Raw genomic sequence first — 21,788 nt, 5'->3', positions numbered from 1 at the left:
GCCCCCCCCCCCCCCCACGTCGGGCTAGCCTTCGATCAGCTCGTAGTTCTCGTCCAGGACCGCTCCACGATCCGGCTTGTAGAGGTCGTAGCCGCGCGAGTCGCACTGGAGGCCGCCGTTGATGCAGTGCGCCACCAGCGCGGCGAGCGTCTCCGGCTCCCAGGCGTTGATGAAGTCGTAGTGCCACGACGAGGCCCCGCCGCTGGCCAGCGTCACCTGCGACATGTCGCCGTCGACCGGGAAGTGGATCTTGAACTCCAGCATCGGCACCGGGACCGGATGCGAGGCCGGGCAGGCGCCGTCGACCGGGTAGGCCATGTGGCTCTTGTGGTCCGGCGAGTCCAGGTCCACCCCGTTCCAGCAGCTCGGAGCCTGGTAGCGGATGTTCAGCCACGAGCCTTCGGGGCAGTGGTCGGGGAAGGTGTAGTTGTGGAAGCTCTCACCGCACTCCCAGCCCTCGACGGCGCCGGGGGCGTTCTCGAACTCCTCGGCGGTGGCGTGCATGTCGCCGGCGATGAACCTCAGTCCCTGCGGGAACGGCTGGACCGCCGTGTAGTCCTCGATGCCGGACTTGTAGTAGACGACCTGGTGCCAGGTCGTCAGCGCCGGCTCGTCGCCGTCGAACAGCGTCGGGAACCAGTAGGCCGAGTGGTCGGCCGGCACCAGGCAGGAGGTCTCGCCGCTCGAGAGCAGCGACTCCGGGGTGGTGTGGGCGTCGGTCCCGGTGTTGCCCAGGAACGTGTGGTCGTGCGACGCTCCGGGTTCGCCGGGGAAGACGATCGGGTCGTCACCCGCGGTGTGGCTGACGGTGCAGTTGGCCTGGAACTCGTGGTGCGTCACCAGTTCGTCGGCGTTCGCGGTCGTCTGCGACAGCGCCGCCGCCGACGCGGCCAGGGCCAGCGCCGCGGCGGCCGCCGCGGCGAGTTTTCGCTTCATGATCTTGCTCCTCTCTATGGGTGGGGCGGGCCGGGCGGGCCCGCCCCGGGATCGCCGGGTCAGGCGTAGACGCCGAGCTCGTAGAGCGAGTAGCCCCACGCGGTGGCGCGCTCGGTGCACAGCACCCGCACGTACCGGCCTGAGGCGGAGACGTCGACGGTGTCGGCGCCGCCGTCGCCGTCGGTCACCTGATGGACGGTGGTCCAGCTCTGGCCGTCGTCGGATGCCTGGATCTCGTAAGCGGTGGCGTGGGCGGTCTCCCACACCAGTTGGACGGTGCCGAAGTCGGTGCGCTGCCCGAGGTCGACCTGGATCCACTGCCGGTCGGACCATTCGCTGGCCCAGCGGGTGGCGAGGTCGCCGTCGGTGGCCTTGCCGGGGTCGAGGTCCTCGAACTCCTGGTACGTGGAGGCCGTGGCGGGGCGGCCGAGCGCGAGGTTCTCGCCGCCGATGTCCGGGACGACCACCTCGAACGAGCGCGTCTCGACCCCGACGTTGCCCTGGCCGTCCTCGGCCCAGACGTAGACCTTCCACACCCCGAGCAGCTCCGGCGCGGTGACGGTGATGGTCCCGTCGCCGTTCACGGTGTAGTCGGCCGTCGCGAGGCCGCCGGAGTCGTTGACGTACTTGCTGTTGAGCATCACCACGTACTCGATGTCGTCGCCGTCGGGGTCGGAGGCGTCCACGTCGATCGTGAACTCGTCCCCGCCGGGGACGCCGCCGTCGGCCTGCACGTCCATCGAGGAGATGACCGGCGGCGTGTTCGACGGCGGGGCGGCGCCGTACGCCTCGGCCACCGCGTAGTAGGACAGGCGCTTGTTGCCGCCGGGGGTGAGGTTGAACCAGACGCCGCCGAAGTCGCCCTCGGTGCCGTAGTGGAACATGGTCGCGCCCAGTGCCACCCCCTCGTGCCCGGTGATGCACTCCCATGCCCGCGTGTAGCCCTCGGCCTTCTCGAGGTCGGTCGGTTCGTCCGGCACGCCGTTGGCGTCGTCGGGCACCTCCCATTCGCCGGACGGTCCGGTCTCGGTGATGACGTACGGCAGGTCGTAGCCGCCTTCGATCCATGCCTGCTCGACGCCGCAGACGTCGTCGTAGGCGTTGACGGCGAGCAGGTCGAGGTCGGGGGCGTTGGCCTGGTAGTAGGGCCAGGCGCCGGTCCAGGCGTCGGTGGAGGTCACCGGGTGGTCGGCGTCGACGCCGTGGATCGCCACGGCCACGTCGTTGACGAAGGAGGTGTAGGCGTTCCGCTGCGCCTCGAGTTCCGCGCCGCCGTAGCAGTTCTGGAGTCCCAGCACCGACTCGTTGCCGACGTTCCACATCAGCACGGCCGGGTGGTCGCGGTAGGTCTCGACCCAGCTGACGATGTCGTTCAGCGTGCCGGTCTTGTAGTCGTCGTCGCCGGTGTAGTCGATGCAGCCGCCCGACCCCGGGCCGCCGCCGGGCAGCAGCCAGAAGCCGAGCATGACCTTGATGTCGTGGTCGGCGGCGGCGTCGAGCAGCGGCAGGGTGGAGGCGTCGGTGCCCCAGGTGCGGACGGTGTTGACGCCCATCGAATCGAGGTCGGGCATGTGCTGCTCTGCCTCGGAGGCCGGCGGGCCCCAGGTGAGGCCCTTGACGGTGAACGGCTCGCCGTCGACGGTGAGCTGCCAGTCCCCTTGGCCGCCGGTCACTTCCACCTCGCCGCCGTCACCGGTGCCGCCGCCGTAGCCGTAGACGTCGAAGGACCACAGCGAGTAGCCGTAGCCGGTGGCTCGTTCGAGGCCCTGCATGCGGACGTGGCGGCCGGAGGCGTCGAGGGTGATCGTCTCGGTGCCGCCTTGTCCGGAGTCGGTGCTGTGGATGGTGGTCCAGTTCTGGCCGTCGTCGGAGATCTGGATCTCGTAGGCACTCGCGTAGGCGGCTTCCCAGGCCAGTTCGACCGTGGTGAGGTCGCGGATTGATCCGAGGTCGACTTGGATCCACTGGTCGTCGCTGAATTCGCTTGCCCAGCGGGTTCCGGGGTCGCCGTCGAAGGCGGCCGCGGCGGGCGTGTAGTCGGGGTTCTCCTCGGATGAGGCGGTGGCGGGCCGGTCGAGCGAGAGCGGCTCGGCCGGTTCTTGTGCCTGGACGGTGTTGACGGCGACGGCCCAGGTCGATATCGCGGTCACCGCGGCGAGCGCGAGCACGGCGGCCCGGCCGGCCCTCCGTGGCAGTGTCGGTCTCATCGGTTGCTCCTAAATCGGGGTCAGGCGGCGCTGCCGTAGACGTCGAAGGACCACAGCGAGTAGCCGTAGCCGGTGGCTCGCTCCAGGCCCTGCATGCGGACGTGGCGGCCGGAGGCGTCGAGCGCGATCGTCTCGGCGCCGCCCTGGCCGTCGGCGGTGCTGTGGACGGTGGTCCAGGTATGTCCGTCGTCGGAGACCTGGAGTTCGTAGGCGCTCGCGTAGGCCGCCTCCCAGACCAGTTCGGCGGAGGTGAGGTCGCGGATCGATCCGAGGTCGACTTGGATCCACTGGTCGTCGCTGAATTCGCTTGCCCAGCGGGTTCCGGGGTCGCCGTCGAAGGCGGCCGCGGCGGGCGTGTAGTCGGGGTTCTCCTCGGATGAGGCGGTGGCGGGCCGGTCGAGCGAGAGCGGCTCGGCCGGTTCTTGTGCCTGGACGGTGTTGACGGCGACGGCCCAGGTCGATATCGCGGTCACCGCGGCGAGCGCGAGCACGGCGGCCCGGCCGGCCCTCCGTGGCAGTGTCGGTCTCATCGGTTGCTCCTAAATCGGGGTCAGGCGGCGCTGCCGTAGACGTCGAAGGACCACAGCGAGTAGCCGTAGCCGGTGGCTCGCTCCAGGCCCTGCATGCGGACGTGGCGGCCGGAGGCGTCGAGCGCGATCGTCTCGGCGCCGCCCTGGCCGTCGGCGGTGCTGTGGACGGTGGTCCAGGTATGTCCGTCGTCGGAGACCTGGAGTTCGTAGGCGCTCGCGTAGGCCGCCTCCCAGACCAGTTCGGCGGAGGTGAGGTCGCGGATCGATCCGAGGTCGACCTGGATCCACTGGTCGTCGCTGAATTCGCTTGCCCAGCGGGTTCCGGGGTCGCCGTCGAAGGCGGCCGCGGCGGGCGTGTAGTCCGGGCTCTCGACCGACGACGCGGCCGCGGGCCGGTCGAGCGAGAGCAGTTCGGCCTCGCCGCCGGAGCCCTGTCCTCCGTACTCGGTCACGTAGCTGGTGAGGTTCGCGTCGTCGACCTGGTCGCCGGTGTCGTTGACGACGCGGGCGATCGTGCCGACGCCGCCGAGGGAGACGGTGACCAGGCTGGTGAGGCGGACGCCGTCGCGCTGGGGGACTTCGAAGCCGCGGTCGGCGACGATGCTCGGGTCGTCGAGGAAGAGGCAGTAGCTGCCCAGCCCCCACGCCTCGTGCTCGGCCACGCCGTCGTCCACCTTGTAGCCGGCCCACCCCAGGGCCGGTCCCGCGCGCCAGGTCTGCTGGTCCGGCGGGTCGTAGGGCATCTCGTTCTGGAAGAAGTAGTTCCTGCCGCGCTCGCCGGACCAGACGACGTTGTGCTCCTGGTAGTGCTCGGCGAACAGGCCGTAGACGGTGACGTCGTCGCCGTTGACGACCAAGCCGTTGGCGGCGGGGTTCACCGTCCAGCCGATGCCGTCCCCGTGGTCGCCGCGCCACAGCCACAGGTGGTCGGCGATGACGTCGTGGCTGTTGATCTCGACGCTCACCGCCGCCCGTCCGGCGTGGGCGCCGCCGATGCGAGCGAAGAGGTCGTGGAGGGTGGTGGGGTCGGCCGAGTGGTCGGCGGCCGAACCGGCCGGTCCGATCCGGACCAGTGACTCGGATTCGCCGCTTCCGGCGTCGATGAGGATGCCGGCGATCGAGACGCCGTCGACGTCGGCGACCGCGATCGCCGTCTGGCCCGCGGTGGGGACGATCGTGGCCAGGCCCAGGCCGAGCACGATCGTGCCCGGGGCGCCGACCTGGAGGGTCTGGTCGAATTCGTAGACGCCGGGGGTGAACAGCAGGTGCCTGCCCTCGGCGAGTGCGGCGTTGACGGTCGCCGCGTCGGTCCCGGGCACGACGACCAGGAAGTCGGCCAGGGAGACCGAGGTGCCCGCGGGAGTACCGGCGGTCCAGCTCGGGCCGCTCGCCGAGTCGCGGAGCGCGGGCCTGAACACGCGGTACTCGCCGTCGGGGGCGACATAGAGGAACGGCTTCTCGCGGATCACCGGCGCGGCGTCGACGACGGTGTGCGACGGGTCGGGGAAGTGGTGGGCGGGCGCGCCGTGGACGCCGACGAAGACCATGTTCCACACCGAGCCGGACCAGCCGCCGTCGAGCGCGCTGTTGCGGGTGAAGAACTGCTGCTGGGAGCCGGAGACGACGGTGCCCGAGATGCGGCAGTCGGCGAAGTACCCGCCCGAGGCCCAGCCCTGGTAGCCGTCCCAGAGCTGCATCTCCAGCGTGGTGAGGTCGACGCGGCGGTAGGGCGCGGCCTGGGAGACGGCCCAGCGTTCGATCTGGCCGCCGGGGTTGGCGACGGTGAGGTTCTCGGCCGAGCGCCAGAAGTTCTGGGTGGCGTTGCCGAGGTAGTTCGGGTCGTCGCCCTGGCTGAGCCAGTCGGCTTCGACGCGGACGTGGCCGTCGAGGACGACGTCGCCGGGCAGGAGGCCGAGCCCGGCGACCTGGGTGTAGAAGCGCAGGTCGATGTCTGCCGTGTAGGAGCCCGGCTTGAACAGCAGGGCGTGGCGTTGGGTCCCGAACTGGTTGGTGCGCATCTGGTCGGTGATCGCGTCGGCGGTCTGCTGGATCTGGGAGGCGGGGGTGGACGGGTCGAACACGTGGGTGTTCGGTCCGAGGTCGGGGTCGTACGGGTCGGTGGCCGGGGCGGACTGGGCCCGGGCGGTCCCGGGCCCGACGCCGGCGGCCAGGGCCACCGCGGCCGCTCCGCCGAGGGCCGCGCGCCGCTTGAACGCGCCGCTGGGCGGGGAGTGTTCTTCCTGCATGGGAGGCTCCTGTGAGGGTCTCGACTGTGGAGTTCGGGAGGAAACTGAATGGGAGAGCGCTCTCCCATTTCGGCCATCCTACGGCGATGATTTCGAAGTTGTCAAGAACTTCGATATAGTCGAATCTCGATGCCGGATCGGGCATCGCCGAGATGAGCTCATGAAATCACAGTTCAATGGCTATACAGATCGAGACGCGGTCTCCGGGTCGGGGCTGCCGACTCCTCGGTTCGGGACGGGCCGGATCGCAAGTTGGTGAGCGCTCTCCGAGACGTGCTATAACTTGCCAATGAGCGCAGAACCCACCCCGACCTTGGAAGACGTCGCCCGCGTCGCCGGCGTCTCGCGTGCGACCGTCTCCCGCGTGATCAACCAGACCCGCAACGTCGACCCCGAGATCCAGGAGGCGGTGCGCCGGGCCGTGGCCGCGACCGGCTACGTCCCCAACCGTGCCGCCCGCTCGCTGGTCACCCGCCGCAGCGACTCTGTCGGCGTGGTCGTGGCCGGGGCCGGTCCCGGCGACAACGTCGTCGCCAGCCGGGTGTTCGCCGACCCGTTCTTCGGCCGGATCCTGAACGGCATCATCTCCTCGCTGCGGCCCCGCAGCATCTACCCGGCACTGATGCTGGCCGAGAACGAGTCCCACGAGACCGAGATCGCCGCCTACCTCAAGCAGGGCAACGCCGACGGCGCCCTGCTGATCTCGACGCGCGCCGTCGACCGGCTCCCGGCGCTGGTCTCCGCCGCCGGGAAGCCCGCCGTCCGGTTCGCCCGCCCGCCGCAGCCGGCCCCGCTCAGCTATGTGGACCTGGCCAACGCCGACGGCGGCGCGATGGCCGCCGACCATCTGGCGTCCCTGGGGCGGCGCCGCCCGGCCGCGATCACCGGACCCCTCGACGTGCCCGCGGCCAGCGAGCGGCAGGCCGGGTACCTCGACGCGTGGGCCCGGCGCGGGTGCGCCTTCGTCCCGGCCGCCGAGGGCAACTTCACCTACGGCAGCGGTGAGCGGGCCATGAAGGGCCTGCTGGCCGACCACCCCGAGATCGACGCGGTCTTCGCCGCGAGCGACCTGATGGCCCAGGGCGCCGTCCACGCGCTCGTGGACCAGGGCCGCGACGTCCCCGGGGACGTCGCCGTCGTCGGCTTCGACGACAGCGCGCCGTCATGGACCAGCCGCCCGACGATCACGACCGTGCGGCAGCCGCTGGAGGGCATGGCCGCCGAGATGGTGCGCCTGCTGCTGGAGCGGATCGAAGACCCGTCGCTGGAGCCGGCCTCGGTGATCTTCGAACCGGAGCTGATCATCCGCGAATCCGCCTGACCCAGTCCCCGGCGGGGCCGTAAGTCGGCGCGCCCGAGGAAGCGCTCGATCACCAGGGTCGCCGCTCCCTTGGCGACCGCGTCCGGGCCCAGGCGGCCGGGCACGATCCGCGCGGTCTGGAACGGCTGGCGCAGGGAGTAGGCCCCCGCCGAGGCCACGATGTCGTCCATCCGGCGGTGCGCCAGCATCAGCCCGGCCCAGCCGCTGACGACGATCAGCTCGGGGTTGAACAGGTTGAGCAGGTCGGCCAGGCCCGCTCCGAGGTACTCGACGGTCTCCTCGACCACGGCGCGCGCGGTCTCGGAATCGGAGTCCAGCAGCCGCTCCAGGGCCGACTCCTCGTCGGCCTCGGGCAGTTCGACCGCTCCGCCCGCGGCCAGGTACCGCTCCAGCACGCCCTCGGCGCCGACATAGGCCTCCAGGCAGCCGCGGCAGCCGCAGCGGCAGCGCCGCCCGGCCACCTCGACGGTGGTGTGCCCCCATTCCCCGGCGCTCGAGGCCGAGCCGCGGTAGAGCCGCCCGTCGGCGACGATGCACGAGCCGACTCCGGATCCGACCAGGGCGATCACCGCGTTGTCCGCTCCGCGCCCGGCGCCGAACCACAGCTCGGCCTGGCCCATGGTCATGGCGCCGTTGTCGACGTGGACCGGCAGGGGGGCCAGACGCTCGGCCAGCATGCGGCCGAGGGGGACCTCGTCCCAGCCGAAGGTCTTGGCGTGGACGACGGCGTCGGGGCCGTACTCGACGATGCCGGGCATGCCCACGCCCACGCCCAGCACCGGCGTCCGATCCGAGGAGTCCAGGACCGCGCGGACGCCGGAGACGATGTGCTCGATGACCGTGGCCGGGTCGTGGCGGCCGGGTTCGAGGGCGTACTGGGCGCTGGCCTGCTCGCCGAGCTTGAGGTCGAGCAGCTCGACGCGTACGTGGGTCTCGCCGACGTCGACTCCTACGACGTAGGCGTGGCCGGGGTCGACCTCGAGCAGGATCTGCGGGCGCCCGCCGTCGGACTCGAGCTTGCCGGCCTCGCGCAGGACGCCCTCGGCGAGCAGTTCGGAGGTGGCGTTGCTGATCGAGGCCGTGCTCAGCCCGGTGTCCGGGGCCAGGTCCCGGCGGGTGAGCGGACCGTCGAAGTACAGCGTGTGCAGCAGCCGAATCCGGTTGCTCCGCTTGAGGTCTCGCGTCGTCTTCTGCCGGGGCCGTTCCATTGCTCCACCGTTCGTCGTTATCGTTCCGCGACATTCGTGTTATGAGTCCGAGATTGACTACGTCACTGTCGCTACTTAATATAAGTCTTACATGGAAGTCGTGTACGCCCACTCAAGCGTACAGCCGGGCCGCCCCTCGGCACCCCGGGCGGCGGGCGGCCCCGGCGGCCGAACCGCCGCGGCCGCCCCAGTGTCGGCACCGTCAAACCACAAAGGAACCTTCCCGAAAATCCCTCCCGAGCCGCCGATCCCTTCGGCGGCCTGGACCTAGGAGCATCCTATGAGGACCAAACCTCTCACCCGCGGCGCCGCAGGCGCACGCTGGTCCGCCGCCGCCCGCACCGCCGCAGTCGGCGCCTGCGCCGCCCTCCTGGCCACCGCCTGCCTCGACGGCGGCGGTGGCGGCACCGCCTCGGGCCGCACCGAGATCCGCTGGTTCGTCGGCATGGGCGCGGGCTCGGACGCCCCCACCATCCCCGCCCAGGAGCAGATCGTCGAGGAGTTCAACGCGAGCCAGGACGAGATCGAGCTGGTGCTCGAGATCGTCGACGCCGACCAGGCCCCCGACATCCTCTCGACCCAGATCGCCACCGGCGACGCCCCGGACATCGTCGGCCCCATGGGCATCCGCGGCCGCTCCACCTTCCCCGGGGCCTGGCTCGACCTGACCCCCCACATCGAAGAGAACGACTACGACCTCACCGACTTCGACCCGGCCCTGGTCGACTTCTACCAGATCGAGGAGGAGGGCCAGATCGGTCTGCCCTTCGCAGTCTTCCCCTCCTTCATGTACGTCAACCTCGACCTGTTCGACGAGGCCGGACTGCCCTACCCGCCCCAGGAGTACGGCGCCCCCTACGTCGACGCCGACGGCGCCGAGCGGCCCTGGGACATAGAGACCATGACCGACCTGGCCATGCGGCTCACCGTCGACGCCGAAGGCAACGACGCCACCGACCCGGCCTTCGACCCCGACAACATCGTCCAGTTCGGATTCGGGAACGTCTTCGCCGACATCCGCGCCCAATCGACGCTCTTCGGCGCCGGATCCCTGGTCGACGACGCGGGCGACGCCCAGATCCCGCAGCACTGGGCCGACGCCCAGCAGTGGTACTACGACGGCATGTGGGAGGACCACTTCATGCCCAACGGCCCCTACGGGGACTCGGACATGATGGGCGCCGGCTCCTGGTTCGAATCGGGCAACCTCGCGATGGGCTACACCCACCTGTGGTACGCCACCTGCTGCATGGCCGGCTTCGAAGGCAACTGGGACACCGCCGCCGTCCCCTCCCGCGACGGGCGGACCACCGCCAAGCTCCACGCCGACACCTTCTCCATCACCGAGGACACCGAGCACCCCGACGAGGCATTCGACGTCCTCACCTACCTCATCGGCGACGCCGCCGAGACGCTGACGCAGACCTACGGCGGCATGCCCGCCCGCATCAGCCTCCAGGACGGCTACTTCGACCGCATCGGCGAGGGGAACTTCTCCGGCCAGGACATCAACTGGGACGTCGCCGTCCAGGGCATGGAGTACGTCGACAGCCCCTCCCACGAGGGCGGCATGCCCAACTTCCTGGAGTCCGAGGCCGTGCTCGCCGAGTACGCCACCAGGTTCGCCCAGGAGGAGGGCCTCGACATCCCCTCCGAACTCGAAGCGCTGCAAGGCGACCTCCAGGCCGTCTTCGAAACCGAGTGACCTTACCGCTGCTCGAAGCGCCGGGCGGGCCGAACGCGCTCTGGGCCCGCCCGGCTCGCCCCTCAAAGGAAGGAAGCCATGTCCGACCTCACTGACGCGGTGCTCACCGCCCGGCGCGGCAGGTCCCGCGAGGGCAGACGCCCCGCCACCCCCATGGAGCGACGCGAAGCGCGCTGGGGATTCGCCTTCATCTCGCCGTGGATCGTGGGCTTCGTCCTGTTCTGGATGATCCCCATGCTCGCCTCGCTGGTCTTCTCCGTCCTCGACTTCCAGCTCACCGACCCCGACCAGACCTCCTTCGCCGGCCTCGGCAACTGGGAGCGCGCGCTGTCCGACCCCCACACCTGGTCCTCGCTGCTGGTGACGCTGCGGTTCACCCTGCTGTTCCTGCCGCTGAGCCTCGCGATCGCCCTCGGCCTGGCGCTGCTGCTCAACTCCAGGTACCTGCGGGCCACCGCGTTCTTCCGGCTGCTGTTCTACGCGCCGTCGATGATCCCGCTGGTGGCCGGGGTCCTGATCTGGCAGCAGGTGCTCAACCCCCAGACCGGCTGGCTCAACCGGCTCATCGACCTCACCGGCTACCAGGCCAGCGGCACCTCCGGGCTGCGCTGGTTCGACAACCCGGTCCTGGTGCTGTTCGCCTTCAGCTTCATCGGCCTGTGGGGCGTCGGCAACGCCATGATGATCAACCTGGCCGGACTCCAGGGCATCCCCACCCAGCTCTACGAGGCGGCCGCCATCGACGGGGCCGGATGGTGGCGGCGCCTGCGCTCGATCACCCTGCCGCTGCTGTCGCCGGTCATGTTCTACAACCTCGTCATCGGCGGCGTGCTCATCATGCAGTACTTCGTGGTGCCCTGGGTCCTCTTCGGCGCCACCGGACACCCCGAGGGCGGCAGCCGGTTCCTGCTCGTGCACTTCTACCAGCAGGCATTCGTGTTCGGCAACATGGGCTACGGCGCGGCCCTGGCCTGGTTCATCTTCATCGTCGTCGCGGCCCTGACCGCGCTCCTGTTCGGCACGGCGCGCTACTGGGTCCACTACGGATCGGAGCGATCTTGACATCCTCGACCTGCCTGAAGGTGGCCGATTCCCGGCTTGCGGTCCGCGCGGGGCGGCCCGTCTACGGGTGGGTTCCTGTTTCGACGGGCCGTGCCGGGTCTCCCCGGTCTTACCGGCCCTCCGCAGGCGTTTCAGGTCTCCGCGTGTCCCTCGGCGACCGATCGTCGGCCTTCCCGACGAATGTTGATCTCAGCGTTCGCATCACGGTCATGCTCGGCTCCGCACCCGCACCGCCAGGTGCGGTGGCGCAATCCGTCCAGGCCCTTCGGGCCGGTCAGTGCACCGCAGGCCGAGCACAACTGTGTGGACGGGAAGCACCGGTCCGCCCGAGCGAACGTGCGGCCGGTGCGGGCCGCCTTCGACTCCAGGAGGGTCAGGAACTTCCCGAGCGCGGCGTCGTGCATCGACTTCGCTGCCCGGCCGCGACTGAGCCCGCGAACATTCAGGTCTTCGACATAGATGCCTTGGTTCTCGCGCACCAGTGTCGCCACCTGCTTGTTCAGCCAGTCATCCCGTCTGGCTCTAGTCTTTTCGTGGATCTTGGCGACCTTGAGTCGGGCTTTCTCCCGGTTGGCCGACCCGCGCTGCTTGCGCGAGAGGGCCCGCTGGGCCTGCTTGAGTTTCCGCTCCATCTTGCGGAAGAACTCGGGGTTGTCGATCGTCCTGCCCCCGCGCAGGACCGCGAACGAGGTGAGCCCGAGGTCGATCCCGGTCTCGGTCTCGACCGGTTCCAGTGTTTCGTCGTCGTCCACGGCCACCACGAAGCTGGCGTAGTACTTCCCGGTGACGGTCTTCACGATCGTCACCGAGGTCGGCTCGACCGGAAGCTCCCGCGACCAGGCCACCTTCAGGTCGCCGATCTTGGCGATATAGAGCCGCCCGTTGCCTTTGAGTCTGAATCCGCGTCGCGTGTATTCGGCCGTCTGGGTACCCGAACGGCGCTTGAACCGGGGCGGCCCGACCCTGCCGCCGGCGCGCTTGCCGGACAGGGACTCGAAGAAGTTCCGGTAAGCCCGGTCGCAGTGTCGCAGGACCTGCTGCAGAGGCACCACCGATACCGAGCCGAGCCAGGCTCGCTCCGGCGTGCGTTTGGCGTCCGTGATCAAAGTTCTGGCCAGGGCGACCCCGGACGGGTACTTCGTTCCCGCTTTGTGTGCGGCTCGGCGCGCGGCTACGGCGTCGTTGTAGACCGTCCGAACACACCCGAACGTCCGCGCCAGCGCCTGCCGCTGCGGACGGGTCGGATAGACCCGAAAGGAATACCGGAGATGCACAACGGAAACCGTATCGGGCGGGTACGACAAGCCCGATGCCCACAGCCCCGCTGCGCGGGACCACGAGGAGCCGATCACTCGCGTCTCCTCCCAGCCCTCAACGGCAGGGCATCCATACGGAGGGACCGATGACCGTCGCAGCCCCCGAACGGACCGAAGAGGACCGGACCGCCGCGCCCGACCCGCGCGAGGCGGCGCTCCGGCGCCGCCGCAAGCGCATCCTGTGGGCCGGCTGCACCACCCTGGGCGCGTTCCTGCTGGTGATGCTGTTCCTGATGCCTCTGGGGTACGGGGCCGTGACCTCCCTGAAAGACAAGGACCAGGTCTCCGACCCCGACGCCGGAGTCCTGCCGGTGGCCGAGGCCGCCTTCGAGTACGAGGGCGAGGAGTACGACGTCTACTCGGTGCCCATGCCCGACGGCACGGTCCGCGAGCTGGCCCTGCTCGAACCCGGCCGCGAGTCGAGCCTGGTCATCGACCCGGCCGACCCCGAGGCGGGCCCGATCACCTGGGAGGGCCGCTGGCGCACCCTCGACCCGGTCGTCGAGTTCTCCCCGCAGTGGGGCAACTTCGCCGAAGCCTGGGACACCATCGACTTCCTGCGCCTGACCGGATGGACGCTGTTCTACGCCCTCACCACCGTGGTCGCCACCGTCGTGTCCTCGGCGGTGGTCGCCTACGGATTCGCGCGGTTCCGGTTCCCCTTCCGCGGCGTCCTGTTCGGCGTCCTGATGGCCACGATCCTGCTGCCTCCGGCGGTCACGCTGGTCCCCAAGTACGCGGTGTTCCTCCAGATGGGCTGGGTCGGCACCTACCTGCCGCTGATCGTGCCGCACTTCTTCGCCAACGCCTTCAACGTGTTCCTGCTGCGGCAGTACTTCCTGACCATCCCCAGGGAACTGGAGGAGGCCGCCCGCATCGACGGCGCCGGTCCGATCCGGACGTTCCTGAAAGTGATCGTGCCGCAGGCGGTCCCGGCGCTGACGGCGGTGAGCCTGTTCCACTTCTTCTACGCCTGGAACGACTTCTTCGAGCCGCTGCTGTACCTGGCCGGGAACCGCGACATCGTCCCGATCGGCGTCGGCCTCAGCTACTTCAGCGGTGTCTACAACACCGAACCCCACCTGATCCTGGCCGCCGCGCTCCTGGCGCTGGCGCTGCCGGTGGCGATCTTCCTGGCGGCCCAGCGCGTGTTCGTCCGGGGGATCGTCGTGACCGGAGTCGACAAGTGAACCACCCGACCGAGGAGCAGACGCATATGAGTCCAGCCAGCCCGTTCCCCGAGGACTTCCTGTGGGGCGCGTCCACCGCCGCCTACCAGATCGAGGGGGCGGCCAAGCTCGGCGGCCGCGAACCGTCCATCTGGGACACCTTCGCCTCCGTCCCCGGGAACACCAGGGACGGCGACACCGGCGAGGACGCCTGCGACCACTACCACCGCTGGAGGGAGGACTTCGGGCTGGCCGAGGACATCGGCCTGCGCTCCTACCGCATGTCGGTCTCGTGGGCCCGCCTCCAGCCGCGGGGCCGCGGCGAGCTCAACCCCGAGGCGGTGAAGTTCTACCGGGAGCAGCTGGCCGACCTCGCCGCCCGCGGCATCCGGCCGGCGGTCACCCTCTACCACTGGGACCTGCCGCAGGTGCTGGAGGACGAGGGCGGCTGGCCCGAGCGCGAGACCGCGTTCCGCTTCGCCGACTTCGCCGCGCGGACCGCTGCGGCCCTCGGTGACCTGGTCGAGGACTGGATCCCTGTCAACGAGGCGTGGTGCTCGTCGTTCCTGGGCTACTACCGGGGCGTGCACGCCCCGGGCCGCAGGGACCTGACCGCCGCGATCAGGGCCGCCCACCACCTCAATCTCGCCCACGGGCTGAGCGTCGCGGCCATCCGCCAGAACGCCGCCCGCGCCCGGGTCGGCACGGCGGTGATCATGACCGACGTCGACCCGGCCGGCGACCACCCGGGCGACCGCGCGGCGGCGCTGCTGTCCGACGGCGAGGGGAACCGGATGTTCCTCGACCCGCTGTTCAAGGGCATCTACCCCGAGGACGTGAAGTGGCAGCTCCGGCACACCGGCGGATTCGACGCGGTCGCCGACGGCGACCTGGAGGCCATCGCCGCGCCCTTGGACTTCGTGGGCGTCAACCACTACCACCACATGCGGATCACCGCCGACGAGACCGATCCGCTCGGCACCCGGGCGCTGCCCCCGGACGGGCCGGTCACCGGTTTCGGCTGGGAGATCAACCCCGAGAGCCTGAGCAAGGTCCTGCTGCGCCTGCGCGGCGAGTACACCGAACTGCCGGTGTACGTCACCGAGAACGGCGCGTGCTTCGACGACCGGGTCGGCGAGGACGGCGAGATCGACGACGCCGAGCGGATCGACTACCTCGCCGGGTACCTGCGCGCGGCGGGGGAGGCGATCGAGAAGGGCGTGGATCTGCGCGGGTACTTCGTGTGGTCGCTGCTGGACAACTACGAGTGGGCCGAGGGCTACTCCAAGCGGTTCGGCCTGGTCCACGTGGACTACCGGACCCAGAAGCGCACGCCCAAGCGCAGCGCGGGCTGGTACCGCGGCGTGATCGCCTCCGGAGGGGAGGCCCTCTACGGAGACTGAGCGTTCAGGCGCCCATGAGCCGGGCGTGGAGGCGCCGCCTGGCCTCCGGGTCCGGTTCCAGCGCGCCCGCCGCCAGCCAGGCGGCGCCGCGCACCGGCTGGGCGCCGGTCGGCATCGGGGCGTCGGGCCGCTCGGCGGCCAGGCGCTCCCGCACGCCGCGGGCCAGCGGCGTGTCCGCCGACAGCAGGCCCCCGGCCAGGACCAGCGGCAGGCCGGGCTCGGCCACCGACCGGGCGGTCTCGGCCAGGTGCCCGACGGCCCGGTCGACTATGGATCCGGCGAGCTCGTCGCCGCCGTCGGCCGCCTCGCAGACCACCGGCGCGAAGCGGGCCAGGCGGACCGGCGAGTCGGCCATGCACCGCCCGACGACCGCGCCGGAGGTGCGGGCCGAGGGAGAGAGGTCGGCGATGACCGCCTGGACCATCCGGCCTCCCGGGCCGTGCCCGTCGAGGTGTCGCAGCGTGGCCGCGACGGCCTCGCGGCCGAGCCAGAATCCGGACCCGGCGTCGCCGAGCAGCCAGCCGTAGCCGTCGGCGCGCGACGCGATCGCGGTGTGGGAGCGGATGGCGAAGGCCGAGGCGCCGGTCCCGCCGATCACGACCGCCCCGTCCGGTTCGGCGGTCCCGGCCGCGAAGGCGGTCGCCGCGTCGCCGATGAACGAGACCGGGCAGTCGGTGCCGAGCACCGCTCCCAGCTCGCGTCCGAGCATCTCGCCGGAACCGGGCAGCGCGAGCAGCCCGGCCGCTCCGGCGCAGACCGCGCCGATCCGCTCGGGGCCGATCGGTCCGCGGGCGGCCGCGGCCGCCTCGCCCATGCGCAGGATGGCCTTGTCCTGCTCGGGGCCGACCACGTTGGCCGCTCCCGACTCGCCGGTGCCGAGGATCCGGCCGTCGCCGTCGGCGAGCACCGCGCGGGTGCGGGTGCCGCCCGCGTCGATGCCGAGGAACAGGGGGGAAGTCATGGGTTCATTCTCCTCGCGGCGCCGCGTTACACAATCGCAACTCGATCGCTTGTAAAAATAATTCTTGTGATCTTGACACTAGGGTCTCCTGGATAATAGTTTTTCTTGACATATCCACGTGAGGGGGACCACAGATGGTTCGCAGTGCCGCCGAGGCCTCCGATGACGCCGAGCGCGCGCCGTCCGGTCCCGGGGTGCTGGAGCGGATCCGCCGCCAGTCCGGGGAGCTGTCCGAGGCCCTGTCCCGAGTGGCCGAACAGGTGCTGGCCGACCCCGAAGGGGCCGCCCACGCCACCATCATGGACCTCGCCGAGCTCAGCGACACCTCCCCGGGCACCATCACCAGGTTCTGCCGCCACCTCGGCTACGACGGCTACGCTGCGCTGCGGGTCGCCATCGCCACCGAGACCGGCCGCAACTCCGCCCGCAGCGAGACCGGCTGGGACATCAACATCGGGGAGGAGATCTCCCCGAACGACCCCCTCGACCGGGTCCTCAAGCAGCTCATGACCGTGGACGCGGCCATGCTCCGCGACACCGTCGACACCCTGGACCTGAAGGCGGTCGAACGCGTCGCCGCCGCCGTCTCCGCGGCCCGACGCGTCGACGTCTACGGCGTCAGCACCAGCGCCGTCGTCGCCCGCGAACTCCAGATGGGCTTCTACCGCACCGGCGTGGCCGCCTGGGTCTGGACCGAGGTCCACGAGGCCCTGGCCAGCGCCGCCCTCCTGGGCGAGGGCGACGTCGCGATCGCGATCTCCCACTCGGGGACCACCGTGGAGACCATCGAGATGCTCAGCGAGGCCAGCAGCCGGGGCGCGCTCACCGTCGCCGTCACCGCCGGCCCCGAGTCGCCGCTCGGCGAGGTCGCCGACGTCAGCCTGGTCTCGGCCGCCAGGCGCGCCGGCCACCGCGCGGACCTGCTGGCCTCTCGGCACTCCCAGCTCCTGGTCGCCGACCTCGTCCACGTCGCCGTCGCACAGCGGCGCTTCCCCGAGGCCATGGAGGCTCTCGAATCCCGTGCCCGAGCCGTGGTCGGCCACCGGCCGATCCGACCGAGCTCCAACTAAAGACAACCTCTCTAAGGAGCGAATCCATGAGGAACTCACGACCCAGCACCAACTTCAGCCGCCGCCGGCTGCTCGGAACCACGGCGGCGGGAATCGCCGCCTCCTCGCTGGCCGCCTGCGCGACCAGCGGCGGCGACGAGGACACCGAAGACGTCTCGGTCGGCGGGGACGCCGAGAACCCGTTCGACGTCGACCCGGCCGCGCCGCTCGACGTCGTCATCTTCGACGGCGGCTTCGGCGACCAGTACGCCGTCGAGCACCAGAAGCTCTACCAGGCCAAGTACCCCGACGCCGAGATCGAGCACCTGGCCACCCAGCAGATCTCCGAGACCCAGCAGCCCCGCTTCGCCCAAGGCGAACCGGCCGACGTCATCGACAACTCGGGAGCCCAGGAGATCCCGATCGACTCGCTCATCAACGACGGGGAGCTCGCCGAACTCACCCCGCTGCTGGACGCGCCCTCCTTCGACGACCCGGACGTCCCGGTCCGCGACACCCTCCGCGAGGGCTCGCTGGCCAAGGGCACCTTCAACGGCAAGGTCTACGCGCTCAACTACGCCTTCTCGGCGTGGACGATCTGGTACGACAACAAGCTGTTCACCGACATGGGCTGGCCCGTCCCCGAGACCTGGGACGAGATGCTCGACCTCTGCCCGGACATCCAGGCCGAGGGCATCGCCCCCTGGGTCTACACCGGCGTCCACCCGGTGTACCTGTACGACATGTTCCTGATGCTGGCCGGCCGCCACGGCGGCGTCGACGTCCTCAAGAACCTCGACAACCTCGAACCGGACGCCTGGAGCCAGGAATCGGTCGGCCTGGCCGCCGAGGCCATGTACAAGCTCTGGGAGGACGGCTACGTCCTCGAGGGCGCCCCGGGCCTGGACCACATCCAGTCCCAGACCGCCTTCAACGAGCGCAAGGCCGCGTTCATCCCCGTCGGATCCTGGCTCCCCAACGAGCAGAAGAGCATCGCGCCCGACGACTTCGAATACGCCCCGATCGGCGTGCCCTACCTCGAAGGCAGCGCCCAACCGGGCCTGATCAGCGCCGGCGGCGAGGAGCCGTTCATCGTCCCCGACAAGGCCCAGAACAAGGCGGGCGCCTACGAGTACCTGCGCATCATGCTCTCCCAGGAGGGCGCGCAGATCTTCGGCGACACCGTCTCGGCCGCCACCGTCGTCAAGGGCGTCGAGCTCGACAACCTGGCCGCCCAGCTCACCGACGAGCTGGTGTCCAACCCGGACGACCTGTTCCAGCCGCAGTTCCGCTTCTGGTACTCGAAGATGGACGAGGAGGTCCGGCCCGCCCTAGGCGCCCTCATGTCCGGCGAGTCGAATCCCGACGAGTTCCTCGACCGGATGCAGACCGTCGCCGACGAGACCGCCGCCGACGACTCCATCGAGCACTTCACCCACGACGAGTAGCAGAGAGCAGAGGGCCTGGGAGAGCAGAGCACTCATGAGACACGGCAAGTACCCGTTCATCCTGAGCTTCCTGGTGTTGCCGGTCGGGCTGTACGCCTGGCTGGTCATCCTGCCGTTCGCCCAGGCCTTCCAGATCTCATTCACCGACTGGAGCGGATCGACCAACCAGTTCGACTACATCGGCTTCGACAACTACATCAACCTGTTCAAGGACGACCGGTTCGTCATCCCCGCGCTCCAGCACACCGGGATCATCCTGGTGGTGCTGCCGATCGTCACCATCGCCATGGGGCTGTTCTTCGCGTTCATGCTGAACGTCGGGGGACGGTCCCGGCAGGGGCGCATCGAAGGCGTGCGCGGGGCCGGATTCCACAAGATCGTCTACTTCTTCCCGCAGGTCCTGTCGCTGTCGATCATCGGCATCCTGTGGAAGCAGGTGTACGCCCCGCCCAGCTTCGGCGGCCTGTTCGCCAGCGGCCTCCAGGCGCTCGGCCTCCCGGCCCCGGTCAACGGCTTCCTCGCCGAGAAGGACCTGGTCCTCGCCTGCGTGATCGGCGTCCTGGTGTGGAGCTCGGTCGGGTTCTACCTGGTGTACTTCTCCTCGGCGATGGCGACGATCCCGCGCGACTTCTACGAGGCCGGCATCATCGACGGCGCCGGACGGTTCCAGCTGTTCTTCAAGATCACCCTCCCGCTGCTGTGGGAGTCGGTCCAGACCGCCTGGATCTACCTGAGCATCATCGCCCTCGACGTGTTCGTCCTCATCTACGTGATGACCCCCGACCAGGGCGGACCCGACGGCGCCAGCGAGGTCGTCGGCGGCGTCATCTGGAAGTACGCGTTCAAGTTCGCCGACCAGGCATTCGCCTCCGCGCTCGGAGTCGTCCTGTTCTTCGCCGCCATGACGCTCGCCGTCGTGACCCTGCGCGCCGGCCGACGCGAGCAGATCGAATTCTGAGGAGCGAGTGATGGCCACCCAGACCCCCGAGACCGCCGGCCCGGCCCGGCCCGCCGAGAAGCGGACCCCCCAGAAGGAGCCCAAGCGCGAGGGCGCGATCATGAACGTCTTCTCCCAGGGATTCCTCTGGCTGTGGGCGGTCATGATCATCGTCCCGATGGTGTGGATCGTGCTGACCTCGTTCAAGTCCGAGCGCGAGATCGCCTCCGATCCACTCGGCCTGCCCTCCGTGTTCCGATGGGAGAACTACGTCAGTGCCTGGAACAACGCCCACATCGGCCAGTACTTCTTCAACACCCTCCAGGTCATGGTCTTCTCGGTCACCGGCACCATGCTGCTGGGCGCCATGGCCGCCTACGTCCTGGCCCGCTACCAGTTCCCCGGCAACAAACTGCTGTACTTCGGCTTCGCCAGCGGCATGATGTTCCCGGTGTTCCTGGCCCTGTTCCCGCTGTTCAAGACCCTGGACAACGTCGGCCTGCTCTACACCTACCCGGGCCTGATCCTGGTCTACATCGCCTACTCGCTGCCGTTCACGGTGTTCTTCCTGACCGCGTTCTTCAGGACCCTGCCGAGCGGCGTCGCCGAGGCCGCGCTCATCGACGGCGCCGGACACTACCGCCTGTTCTTCCGGGTCATGCTGCCGATGGCCAAGCCCGGCCTGATCGCCATCACCATCTTCAACATCATCGGCCAGTGGAACCAGTTCCTGCTGCCCCTGGTGCTGCTCAACCGGGACCCCGACGACGCGGTCATCTCGCAGGGACTGGCTAACCTGGCACTGCGGCAGGGCTACGAAGGAGACCCCGGGGCCCTGTTCGCCGGGACCGTGCTCGCCATGATCCCGATCTTCATCGCCTACGTCATCTTCCAACGACAGATCCAAGCCGGGCTCACCGCCGGAGCGATCAAATGACCCGAGGAGAGAAGACACCCCATGACCAGAGCCGGAACCGCGCTGGCGGCAGCCCTCGCGGTCGTCGCGCTGGCCGCCGGATGCACCTCCGAGGCCGAACCCGAACCGCCGATCCCCACCGATGACCGACCCTTCGGGCCCGCCCCCGACTACGAAGACCACAGCACGAGCCTGATGACCGCCGCCTCCGACAAGGACATCGAGACCCTCTGCGCCGACCTCGAGACCGCCCTGGGCGAGGCCGGACTCGACTCCGTCTCCTCCGAAGCGGGGGACCAGTGGTGCGGCCACCTGGTCGACGGCGCCGATTCGGCCCGAGGCGACGAGCGCTCGGCCTCCGGCGAAGGCGCGGCCGAGCCGGTGCGCGTCCACGCCTGGAGCGACGGAGACACCACCCACGCGGCCTACTTCGACCCGGCCCCGCTGCTGGTCGCCGTAGACAGCGAGGACGAGAGCCTCGCCGAGCACGGCACGGCCCTGTCCGCCGCAGTCGCGGAGGCCGTGACCGAGGCGACCGGGACCGAACCCGAGGAGGGCCCCAGCGCCACCGCCACCTACACGGAGATCAACTCCGAGGTCCCGGCGGAGGAACTGGCCGAGTCCCTGGCCCAGGCCGCCGAGCCGGAGGGCCTGCGAGTGCTCGATGAGCTGCCCTATGAAGAAGGCACTGCCACGCTCCTCCTCGCGTACGAGGGTGAGGGCCCGACCTTCGAGGACCGGCTCGCCGAGGCCCCCGAGGCCGGCATGTTCAACCCGGTGCCGCTGCACGTCTGGGCCGACGACTCCGGCAACGGCGTCATCAGCTACTTCGATCCGATGCCCCTCTCCATCGTGTTCGGTGAGGGACTCGGCGACGTCGGCACCGAGATGAGCACGGCCCTGTCCGAGACCGCCTGGGCGGCCGCGCTGCCCCAATAGGCGAGGGGGCGGTGCGGGAGAACCCGCACCGCCCCGTCTCCCCTTACCCCTAAGTCGAGGACACCTCGACCGAGTCGAACACGGTCGTGTTCGGTTCGCCGCCGTCGTGGGAGGTCACGAACAGGCCGATCGTGGCCGGGCCCTCGACGGTGGTCGTCGCGAACTCGGTCCACGCCTGGCCGTCGTCCGAGTGGTACGCGGTGACCGTGCTCCCGCTCCGGACCAGCCGCAGCCAGACCGGTGCGGCCGCCAGCGGATCGCCCTCCACGTCGGTGTCGAAACCGACCTGGAGGCGCACGCCGTTGGCGGGGGTGAGCATCAGCGCCGCGTAGTCGGCGCCCGCGGTCGCGGCGGACTTGACCATGACCCCCGATTTGGCCCAGTCGTTCGTGTCCTCCTGGGAGACCACGCGGGCGATGATCTCGCCGTCGCCGG

The 21,788-nt window shown here is 69.9% G+C and carries 16 protein-coding genes and 2 pseudogenes; 10 read left to right on the top strand and 8 right to left on the bottom strand.

Annotated elements, in window-relative coordinates; all coding sequences use genetic code 11:
• Positions 1–24: 24 nt before the first annotated feature.
• From JFB92_RS02195 to JFB92_RS02180, 4 genes are read right to left on the bottom strand one after another with little or no spacing between them, the layout of a single operon-like run.
• Positions 25–936: a DUF1996 domain-containing protein gene (locus JFB92_RS02195; protein ID WP_199034435.1), complete on the bottom strand. Its 912-nt coding sequence runs from the start codon at positions 934–936 to the stop codon at positions 25–27.
• A 59-nt stretch (positions 937–995) separates the two neighbouring features.
• Complete coding sequence (locus JFB92_RS02190) at positions 996–3,143, bottom strand: discoidin domain-containing protein (protein ID WP_199034433.1); 2,148 nt, start codon at positions 3,141–3,143, stop codon at positions 996–998.
• A gap of 20 nt (positions 3,144–3,163) precedes the next feature.
• The gene (locus JFB92_RS02185) at positions 3,164–3,673 is read right to left on the bottom strand and encodes a discoidin domain-containing protein (protein ID WP_199034431.1); all 510 of its coding nucleotides are present in this window, start codon (positions 3,671–3,673) and stop codon (positions 3,164–3,166) included.
• Between the two features lie 20 nt (positions 3,674–3,693).
• A complete protein-coding gene (locus tag JFB92_RS02180; protein ID WP_199034429.1) occupies positions 3,694–5,919 on the bottom strand; it encodes a discoidin domain-containing protein in 2,226 nt (741 codons plus the stop codon).
• A gap of 289 nt (positions 5,920–6,208) precedes the next feature.
• Between JFB92_RS02180 and JFB92_RS02175 the strand changes: the two genes are divergently transcribed.
• Positions 6,209–7,240, top strand: a complete 1,032-nt coding sequence (locus JFB92_RS02175; RefSeq protein ID WP_199034426.1) for a LacI family DNA-binding transcriptional regulator — start codon at positions 6,209–6,211, stop codon at positions 7,238–7,240.
• A 56-nt stretch (positions 7,241–7,296) separates the two neighbouring features.
• Here the strand turns inward: JFB92_RS02175 and JFB92_RS25175 are convergent.
• Positions 7,297–8,448: pseudogene (locus tag JFB92_RS25175) on the bottom strand (ROK family protein); the annotation flags it as partial.
• Between the two features lie 280 nt (positions 8,449–8,728).
• On the opposite strand from JFB92_RS25175, the gene JFB92_RS02170 reads away from it, so the two are divergent.
• The gene (locus JFB92_RS02170; RefSeq protein WP_199034424.1) at positions 8,729–10,153 is read left to right on the top strand and encodes an extracellular solute-binding protein; all 1,425 of its coding nucleotides are present in this window, start codon (positions 8,729–8,731) and stop codon (positions 10,151–10,153) included.
• A 78-nt stretch (positions 10,154–10,231) separates the two neighbouring features.
• Positions 10,232–11,215: a carbohydrate ABC transporter permease gene (locus JFB92_RS02165; RefSeq protein ID WP_199034419.1), complete on the top strand. Its 984-nt coding sequence runs from the start codon at positions 10,232–10,234 to the stop codon at positions 11,213–11,215.
• A gap of 131 nt (positions 11,216–11,346) precedes the next feature.
• On the opposite strand, the gene JFB92_RS02160 is transcribed toward JFB92_RS02165, so the two are convergent.
• Positions 11,347–12,567 (bottom strand): RNA-guided endonuclease InsQ/TnpB family protein, encoded by a 1,221-nt coding sequence (locus JFB92_RS02160; protein ID WP_199034418.1) that lies wholly within the window; start codon positions 12,565–12,567, stop codon positions 11,347–11,349.
• Between the two features lie 50 nt (positions 12,568–12,617).
• Here JFB92_RS02160 and JFB92_RS02155 point away from each other — a divergent pair, with 50 nt between their 5' ends.
• Complete coding sequence (locus tag JFB92_RS02155) at positions 12,618–13,721, top strand: carbohydrate ABC transporter permease (protein ID WP_199034417.1); 1,104 nt, start codon at positions 12,618–12,620, stop codon at positions 13,719–13,721.
• Between the two features lie 26 nt (positions 13,722–13,747).
• On the top strand, positions 13,748–15,103 hold the full coding sequence (locus tag JFB92_RS02150; protein WP_199034416.1) for a GH1 family beta-glucosidase: 1,356 nt from the start codon (positions 13,748–13,750) through the stop codon (positions 15,101–15,103).
• A 4-nt stretch (positions 15,104–15,107) separates the two neighbouring features.
• Here JFB92_RS02150 and JFB92_RS02145 read toward each other — a convergent pair whose 3' ends face one another.
• Positions 15,108–16,064, bottom strand: coding sequence for an N-acetylglucosamine kinase (locus JFB92_RS02145; RefSeq protein ID WP_199034415.1), 957 nt, complete (start codon positions 16,062–16,064; stop codon positions 15,108–15,110).
• Between the two features lie 134 nt (positions 16,065–16,198).
• Here JFB92_RS02145 and JFB92_RS02140 point away from each other — a divergent pair, with 134 nt between their 5' ends.
• Genes JFB92_RS02140 through JFB92_RS02120 form a run of 5 tightly spaced genes read left to right on the top strand, consistent with a single transcriptional unit; the run spans position 16,199 to position 21,353 of the window.
• Entirely contained in the window at positions 16,199–17,134 is a 936-nt protein-coding gene (locus JFB92_RS02140) for a MurR/RpiR family transcriptional regulator (RefSeq protein ID WP_199034414.1), read from the top strand.
• A gap of 26 nt (positions 17,135–17,160) precedes the next feature.
• Positions 17,161–18,561, top strand: coding sequence for an N-acetylglucosamine/diacetylchitobiose ABC transporter substrate-binding protein (ngcE, locus tag JFB92_RS02135; protein WP_199034412.1), 1,401 nt, complete (start codon positions 17,161–17,163; stop codon positions 18,559–18,561).
• 34 nt (positions 18,562–18,595) lie between these two features.
• Positions 18,596–19,519, top strand: a complete 924-nt coding sequence (locus tag JFB92_RS02130) for a carbohydrate ABC transporter permease (protein WP_199034411.1) — start codon at positions 18,596–18,598, stop codon at positions 19,517–19,519.
• A gap of 10 nt (positions 19,520–19,529) precedes the next feature.
• On the top strand, positions 19,530–20,435 hold the full coding sequence (locus JFB92_RS02125) for a carbohydrate ABC transporter permease (protein WP_199034410.1): 906 nt from the start codon (positions 19,530–19,532) through the stop codon (positions 20,433–20,435).
• A gap of 21 nt (positions 20,436–20,456) precedes the next feature.
• On the top strand, positions 20,457–21,353 hold the full coding sequence (locus JFB92_RS02120; RefSeq protein WP_199034409.1) for a DUF302 domain-containing protein: 897 nt from the start codon (positions 20,457–20,459) through the stop codon (positions 21,351–21,353).
• A 49-nt stretch (positions 21,354–21,402) separates the two neighbouring features.
• Here JFB92_RS02120 and JFB92_RS02115 read toward each other — a convergent pair.
• A pseudogene (locus JFB92_RS02115) lies at positions 21,403–21,788 on the bottom strand (PQQ-dependent sugar dehydrogenase); the annotation flags it as partial.

The organism is Glycomyces salinus (assembly GCF_016428645.1).
Classification (GTDB): domain Bacteria; phylum Actinomycetota; class Actinomycetes; order Mycobacteriales; family Micromonosporaceae; genus Glycomyces; species Glycomyces salinus.
This window is presented reverse-complemented; position numbering and strand designations above follow the sequence as displayed.